Source organism: Nocardia sp. NPDC004722, from assembly GCF_053601505.1.
Genome location: NZ_JBSGBY010000483.1, coordinates 1 through 6,641, shown reverse-complemented (window position 1 = coordinate 6,641; position 6,641 = coordinate 1). Strand labels below are relative to the sequence as shown.

Below are 6,641 nucleotides of genomic sequence, written 5' to 3'. Positions count from 1 at the left end.
GCCCCCCAACTGATCCCGACGATCATACTGTCGGGTGCAACAGCCCCGCAGGATATGAAGCGACCTAGCCGACATTTCGAGTGCGCTGCCTTCGGCCGGCGCCCTCGAGGCGCGGCACGCCAGCGAGACCCGCATCCGCCGCTTCCTGGCCGACGCCAGCCACGAGCTGCGCACCCCGCTGTCGTCCATTCGCGGGTACGCGGAACTGGCTCAGCGGGAACGGGATTCGGTGCCGGAGGTGGTCGCGCACGCGATGAGCCGGGTCGATTCGGAATCGCGGCGGATGACCACGCTGGTCGAGGACATGCTGCTGCTGGCGCGCCTGGATGCCGGTCGCGGGCTCGAGCAGAAGTCCGTGGACCTGACCCAGTTGACCGTGGACGCGGTCGCCGACGCCCATATCGCCGGGCCGGATCTGAAGTGGCAGTTGGAATTACCGCCCGAGCCGATCGAGGTCACCGGGGACTCCGCCCGGCTGCATCAGGTGCTGGCCAATCTGCTGACCAACGCGCGCGTTCACACCGGTCCCGGCACCGTCGTCACCACCGCCCTGACCGACGACGGCCGGGGCGGGGCGCGCTGGCGGGTCACCGACAACGGCCCCGGCATTCCGGCCGAACTGCAACCCGAGGTGTTCGAACGCTTCGCCCGCGGTGACTCGTCGCGGTCGCGGCGAGCGGGCAGCACGGGACTCGGTCTGGCCATCGTGGCCGCGGTGGTGAAGGCGCACGGCGGTGAAATCACCGTCGAAAGTGAGCCCGGCAGAACCGAATTCACCGTGCACCTCCCCGCCGCCAAGCCCGCGAACTAGGGCGGCCGCGGTCAGCCGAAGGAGCCGGTCGGCGGGAGCGGTGCGGGCTGCTGGTCGGGCTGCTGCTGGTCCGGGCCGCGGTCGTGGTCGCCGGGGCGGTCGCGGTGATCCTGGTCGCCGCGGTGATCATCGCCGCCGCGATTCTGGTTCCAATCGGGGTCGGCGATCTGGCTGACCTCCGGGACGCCGTTGTCGGGCGTGGCCGCCGTGGCCGGGATGGCGAGGGCGGCGAGCGGCACCACGGTCAGCGCACCGGCGACGGCCAGGCGGACGGTCATGCGGCGCATGCGCGAGGGAGTCTTCGAGGAGGAATTCAAGACGCGGAACCTTTCTCGGAGGGACGGCGACCGATCAGCCTGCCGTGACACCCATCCAAAGCCCCGCGCATCGGGTGGCGATGGGTCCGAGCTATGTCCCCGCTGAGAATCCCCGACCCCAGTTGAGAGCCTGGCCGCCGCCGAGAGACCCGACTCCAGTTGAGAAAGTCGGCCGCGCCTAGAATTCCGACCCCTGAGAATCCCGGCCCCGGGCGAACCTGGCCATGTCGCGAACCTGGTTGTCGCCGCGAGCAGGCTCCCGCTGGGAATCCCGGGCCTTCGCTGAGAATCACGGCCCTCCCTCGAGCATCCTGGTGTCTCTGGATTCGGTCAGCTGGTGCCCATGAGCATGGCGCGGTGGGTGTCGACTTGCTCGCGCAGCGCTTCGACGATAGCGGCGACTTCTGGGCGGCGCAGTGTTTCCGGGCGGCTCACCAGCCAATAGGTCAGGCGGACCGCGATTTCGGGGAGAACGCGCACCAGGTCGGGGTGGCGGTCGGCCATGAAGCAGGGGAGCAGGCCCAGTCCGGCGGCTGCGCGGGTGGCCTCGACGTGGACGAAAACATTGGTGGAGGAGAGGGATTCGCGCATCATCGGGGCGAAGGTGGGGGCCAGGTCCAGGTCGTCGACCTGGAGCATGGAGTCGATGAAGTAGACCAGTGAGTGCTCGGCCAGATCCTCAACGCTGTCCGGGGCGCGGTGCTCGGCGAGGTAGCCGTGGGAGGCGTAGAGGCCGAGGGTGTAGTCGCCCAGTGCGATGGCGCGCGCCCGCCGCAATTGAGGTTTGCCCACCACCACTTCGATATCGAACCCGGAGCGTTGCAGCGAGGCCAGACGGGTGGCGGTGACGATCTCGACGGTCAGCTTGGGGTGACGGCGCTGCACGGCCGCGATGGCGGGCGCGGCCAGGTACGCGCTGAAGCCGTCGGTCGCCGACATGCGCACCACGCCTTCGAGTGTCGGGGTGTCGGAAGTCAAGGAGCGGACCGCGGATTCGATGGCCTCGGCCGCGGTCAGCGCCTCGCGCCCCAGATCGGTGAGCTCCCACCCACCCGCCCCGCGAATCAACACCCGCCCGCCCAACGCCTGCTCGAGCGAAGCGATCCGCCGCGAGATGGTGGTGTGGTTGATCCCCAACTCCTCCGCAGCCGAGACATACCGCCCAGTCCGCCCCACCGCGAGCAACACCAGCAGATCATCCGGACTGGGCCGACTCACACCGGCAAGCCCAGGCCGACCTCCGGCAGAGCCGGGTGAATTGGACGCCGTGCCGGGGCGAATCGCGGCGGTGCCGGGTGGATTGGCGGTGGTGTCGGGTCGGCTTGCGGCGGGGTCGGATCCGCTTGTGGCGGAGGTCACGCTCATTTCTGCATTCTTGCAGATTGGGGCTGCGGAACTGGTCATTGCGGGCGGTTGGATGTGCACGAATACTCCTTGGCATCGAAGTTTGTGGGCCGCGTCACAGATGAGGGTGGGGCGGCCCGAGCGTGAAGGAGTAGCGCGATGAGCGTCCGGGAAAGCGCACCGGGAGCGGGCGGCGGACTGGCCGGTTTGCGGCGGGTGGTCGCCGCGTCCATGGCCGGGACGGTGGTCGAATGGTATGAATTCTTCCTCTACGGCACGGCGGCCACGCTCGTGTTCAGCAAGGTGTTCTTCGCCCAGGGCGGCAATGATCTCGACGGCATTCTCGCCGCGTTCATCACCTACGCGGTCGGTTTCGCGGCAAGGCCGTTGGGCGGCATCGTCTTCGGGCACTACGGCGACAAGCACGGCCGCAAGAAGCTGCTGCAATTGAGCCTGGTGCTGGTCGGCGCGGCCACCTTCCTGATGGGCTGCCTGCCCACCTTCGGGCAGGTCGGCTACCTGGCCCCGGTGCTTCTGGTGATCCTGCGCTTCGTGCAGGGCTTCGCCATCGGCGGCGAATGGGGCGGCGCGGTTCTCCTTGTCGCCGAACACAGTCCGAGCAAGAGCCGCGCGTTCTGGGCGTCGTGGCCGCAGGCGGCGGTGCCGCTGGGCAATATGCTCGCCACGGTCGTGCTGCTGGCGCTGACCTCGACGCTGTCGGACGCGGCGTTCCTGTCGTGGGGCTGGCGGGTGGCCTTCTGGCTCTCGGCGGTGGTCGTGCTGATCGGCTACTACGTACGCACCAAGATCACCGACGCGCCGATCTTCCTGGCCGCGCAACAGCTCGCCGAACAGGAGAAGGCCGCCTCGATCAGCGCCCTCGAGGTGCTCAAGCGGTATCCGCGCGGCGTGCTGACCGCGATGGGGCTGCGCTTCGGCGAGAACATCATGTACTACCTCGTGGTCACCTTCTCGATCACCTATCTGAAGGTGCACGTGGGCGCCAACACCAAGGTGATCCTGTGGTGGCTGCTGATCGCGCACGCCGTGCACTTCCTGATCATTCCGCAGGTCGGCCGGCTCTCGGATCGCTTCGGCCGCAAGCCCGTCTACCTGGTGGGCGCGATCGCGGCGGGCACCTGGGGCTTCTTCGCCTTCCCGATGATGGACAGCAAGAACAACCTGATCATCCTGTCCGCCGTCGTGATCGGCCTGGTCTTCCACGGCATGATGTACTCCGCGCAGCCGGCGATCATGGCCGAGATGTTCCCCACCCGGATGCGGTATTCCGGTGTGTCCCTGGGCTATCAGGTGACCTCGCTGGTGGCGGGTTCGCTGGCCCCGATCATCGCGGTGCGGCTGCTGGAGGACTACAAGTCCTCGGTGCCCATCGCCTGGTATCTGGCGGGTGCGGCCGCGGTGACCGCGGTGGCGGTGTTGTTCGTCCGCGAGACCAAGGGCGTGGACCTGGAGGAGATCGACCGCGCGGACGCGGAAAGCCTGGCCGCGCAGGGTAATTCGACGGTGACGGATGCGAAGGTGAAGGTGGCATGACTCAGGGACCCCTGCTCGGCGAACTGTCCGGGCGGACGGCACTGGTGACGGGCGGTGCGAGCGGTATCGGGGCGGCCTGCGCCCGCGAGCTCGCCGCCCGCGGGGCCGAGGTGACCGTCGCCGATATCGACGGCGAGGGCGCGGAGAAGGTGGCCGCCGAATTCGGCGGCCACACCTGGCAGGTGGATCTGTCGCAGGTGACGGCGCTCGAGGAGCTGACCCTCGGCACCGACATCCTGGTCAACAACGCCGGGGTGCAGACCGTCAGCCCGATCACCGAATTCCCGCCCGAACGGTTCCGCACCATGCTGGCACTCATGGTCGAGGCCCCGTTCCTGCTCACCCGCGCCGCCCTGCCGCACATGTACACGCAGGGGTTCGGCCGGATCATCAATCTCTCGTCGGTGCACGGACTTCGGGCCTCGGCGTTCAAGGCGGCGTACGTGACCGCCAAGCACGCGCTCGAGGGGCTGTCCAAGGTGACGGCCCTCGAGGGCGGGCCGTACGGGGTCACCAGCAACTGCGTCAACCCCGGCTATGTGCGAACCCCGCTGGTGGACAAGCAGATCGCCGATCAGGCCTTCGCGCACGGCATCCCCGAGCAGGAGGTGGTGGAGCGAATCATGCTGACCGACAACGCGATCAAACGCCTGGTGGAACCGGACGAGGTCGCCTCGCTGGTGGGCTGGCTGGCCTCGGACGCGGCCCGCATGGTGACCGGGGCCTCGTACACCATGGACGGCGGATGGAGCGCCCGATGATCGAGGTCGCGGAGGCGGCGCACGCGCCGCAGTGGGTTCCGGGCGAGGTGGATATCGAGGCGGCGCGGATCACCGACTTCGCGCGATTCGTGGAGCGGCGCTACGGGATTCGCGCCGACGACTACAGCGCGCTGTGGCAGTGGTCGGTCGACGATATCGCCGGGTTCTGGTGGATGGTGTGGGAGTACTTCGACCTCGGTGACGCACCGGTCGAGGTGCTCGCGGGTTCCGGGATGCCGGGTGCGCGCTGGTTTCCCGGCACCGAGGTCAACTATGTCGACCGGGTGATCCGGCAGGCCCGCGCCGACCGGCCCGCCATTCTCGCGCTGAGCGAGGACACCCCGCAGCGGGAGCTCTCCTGGGATGAGATGCTCTCCCGCACAGCAGGTCTGGCCCGCACGCTGCGCGACCTCGGTGTCAGCCCGGGTGATCGGGTCGTGGGCTACCTGCCCAATATCCCGGAAGCCGTCATCGGCTTCCTGGCCGCCGCGAGTATCGGCGCGGTCTGGAGCGCGTGCGGCCAGGACTACACCGCCTCGGCGGCACTCGATCGCCTCGGCCAGCTGGAGCCGGTCGTGCTCCTCACCGCCGACGGCTACCGCTACGGCGGCAAGGTGCATGACAAGCTCGAGGAGATCGCCACGCTGCGAGCGGGTTTGCCTTCGCTGACCGCGACGGTGCTGGTATCCCGGATCGGTGGCCGCCTGCCGGACGTCCTGGACTGGAACACGGTCACCGCGGACCCCGGCGTGCCGCTGACCCCGGAACCGGTCGAGTTCGAGCACCCGCTGTGGGTGCTCTACTCCTCCGGAACCACCGGCAAGCCCAAAGGCATCGTGCACGGCCACGGCGGCGTGCTGCTCGAACACTTGAAAGCGATTGCCCTGCAATCGGATATCGGTCCCGACGACACGTTCTTCTGGTACACCAGCCCGAGCTGGATGATGTGGAACTTCCAGGTCTCCGGCCTGCTGGCGGGCGCGACCATCGTCTGCTACGACGGCAGCCCAGCACATCCGGCCCCGGATACTCTGTGGGACTTGGCCTCCCGCACGCGCACCACGGTCCTGGGGACCAGCCCCGGTTATGTGCTCGCCTGTGAGAAGGCGGGCTCGCGTCCGGCGCTCGATCACGACCTGAGCGCACTGCGTCAGGTCGGCATCACCGGTTCGGCGTTCCCCGCGACCTCGTCGATCTGGTTGCGCGACAACGTCGGTGACATTCCGGTCTCCTCGATCAGCGGCGGCACCGATGTGGTGTCGGCGTTCATGGGCGGAGTCCGCACCGTGCCCGTGCGCCCGGGTGAACTCTCGGCCCCGTATCTCGGTGTGGCGCTGGAGGCGTGGGACGACTCCGGCCGCCCCGTCCACGACGCGGTCGGCGAATTGGTGATCACCAAGCCCATGCCGTCCATGCCGGTGGCCTTCTGGAACGATCCCGACGGCAGCCGTTATCGCGACGCCTACTTCGACATGTACCCCGGTGTATGGCGGCACGGCGACTGGATCACCCGAACGGCCCACGGCGGCATCACCATTCACGGCCGCTCGGATTCCACCCTCAACCGCAACGGCATCCGCATGGGCAGCGCCGACATCTACCAGACGGTCGAGGCGCTCCCGGAGATCGCCGAATCCCTGGTCCTGGGCATCGAACAACCCGACGCCGGGTACTGGATGCCCCTGTTCGTCGTCCTCGCCCCCGGCCTCACCCTGACCGACGACCTGAAGCGGAAGATCACCACGGCGATCCGCACCGAACTCTCACCCCGCCACATCCCCGACGACATCATCGCCGCCCCGGGCATTCCCCACACCCGCACCGGAAAGAAGCTCGAGGTGCCGTTGAAACGCC

The 6,641-nt window shown here is 68.3% G+C and carries 5 protein-coding genes and 1 pseudogene; 4 read left to right on the top strand and 2 right to left on the bottom strand.

Annotated features, from left to right (window positions below; translation table 11 throughout):
• Positions 1 to 94 precede the first annotated feature (94 nt).
• Positions 95 to 811: pseudogene (locus tag ACWELQ_RS34010) on the top strand (sensor histidine kinase); the annotation flags it as partial.
• An 11-nt stretch (positions 812 to 822) separates the two neighbouring features.
• Here ACWELQ_RS34010 and ACWELQ_RS34005 read toward each other — a convergent pair.
• A complete protein-coding gene (locus ACWELQ_RS34005) occupies positions 823 to 1,128 on the bottom strand; it encodes a hypothetical protein (protein ID WP_452401132.1) in 306 nt (101 codons plus the stop codon).
• 330 nt (positions 1,129 to 1,458) lie between these two features.
• On the bottom strand, positions 1,459 to 2,553 hold the full coding sequence (locus ACWELQ_RS34000; RefSeq protein WP_452401131.1) for a LysR family transcriptional regulator: 1,095 nt from the start codon (positions 2,551 to 2,553) through the stop codon (positions 1,459 to 1,461).
• A gap of 78 nt (positions 2,554 to 2,631) precedes the next feature.
• Between ACWELQ_RS34000 and ACWELQ_RS33995 the strand changes: the two genes are divergently transcribed.
• The 3 genes from ACWELQ_RS33995 to ACWELQ_RS33985 form a co-directional block, all read left to right on the top strand.
• Positions 2,632 to 4,026 (top strand): MFS transporter, encoded by a 1,395-nt coding sequence (locus tag ACWELQ_RS33995; RefSeq protein WP_452401130.1) that lies wholly within the window; start codon positions 2,632 to 2,634, stop codon positions 4,024 to 4,026.
• Entirely contained in the window at positions 4,023 to 4,787 is a 765-nt protein-coding gene (locus ACWELQ_RS33990; RefSeq protein ID WP_452401129.1) for a 3-hydroxybutyrate dehydrogenase, read from the top strand. The genes ACWELQ_RS33995 and ACWELQ_RS33990 overlap by 4 nt, the downstream gene beginning before the upstream one ends.
• On the top strand, positions 4,784 to 6,641 hold a 1,858-nt coding region (locus ACWELQ_RS33985; RefSeq protein WP_452401128.1), incomplete at its 3' end, for an acetoacetate--CoA ligase. The genes ACWELQ_RS33990 and ACWELQ_RS33985, both read left to right, overlap by 4 nt.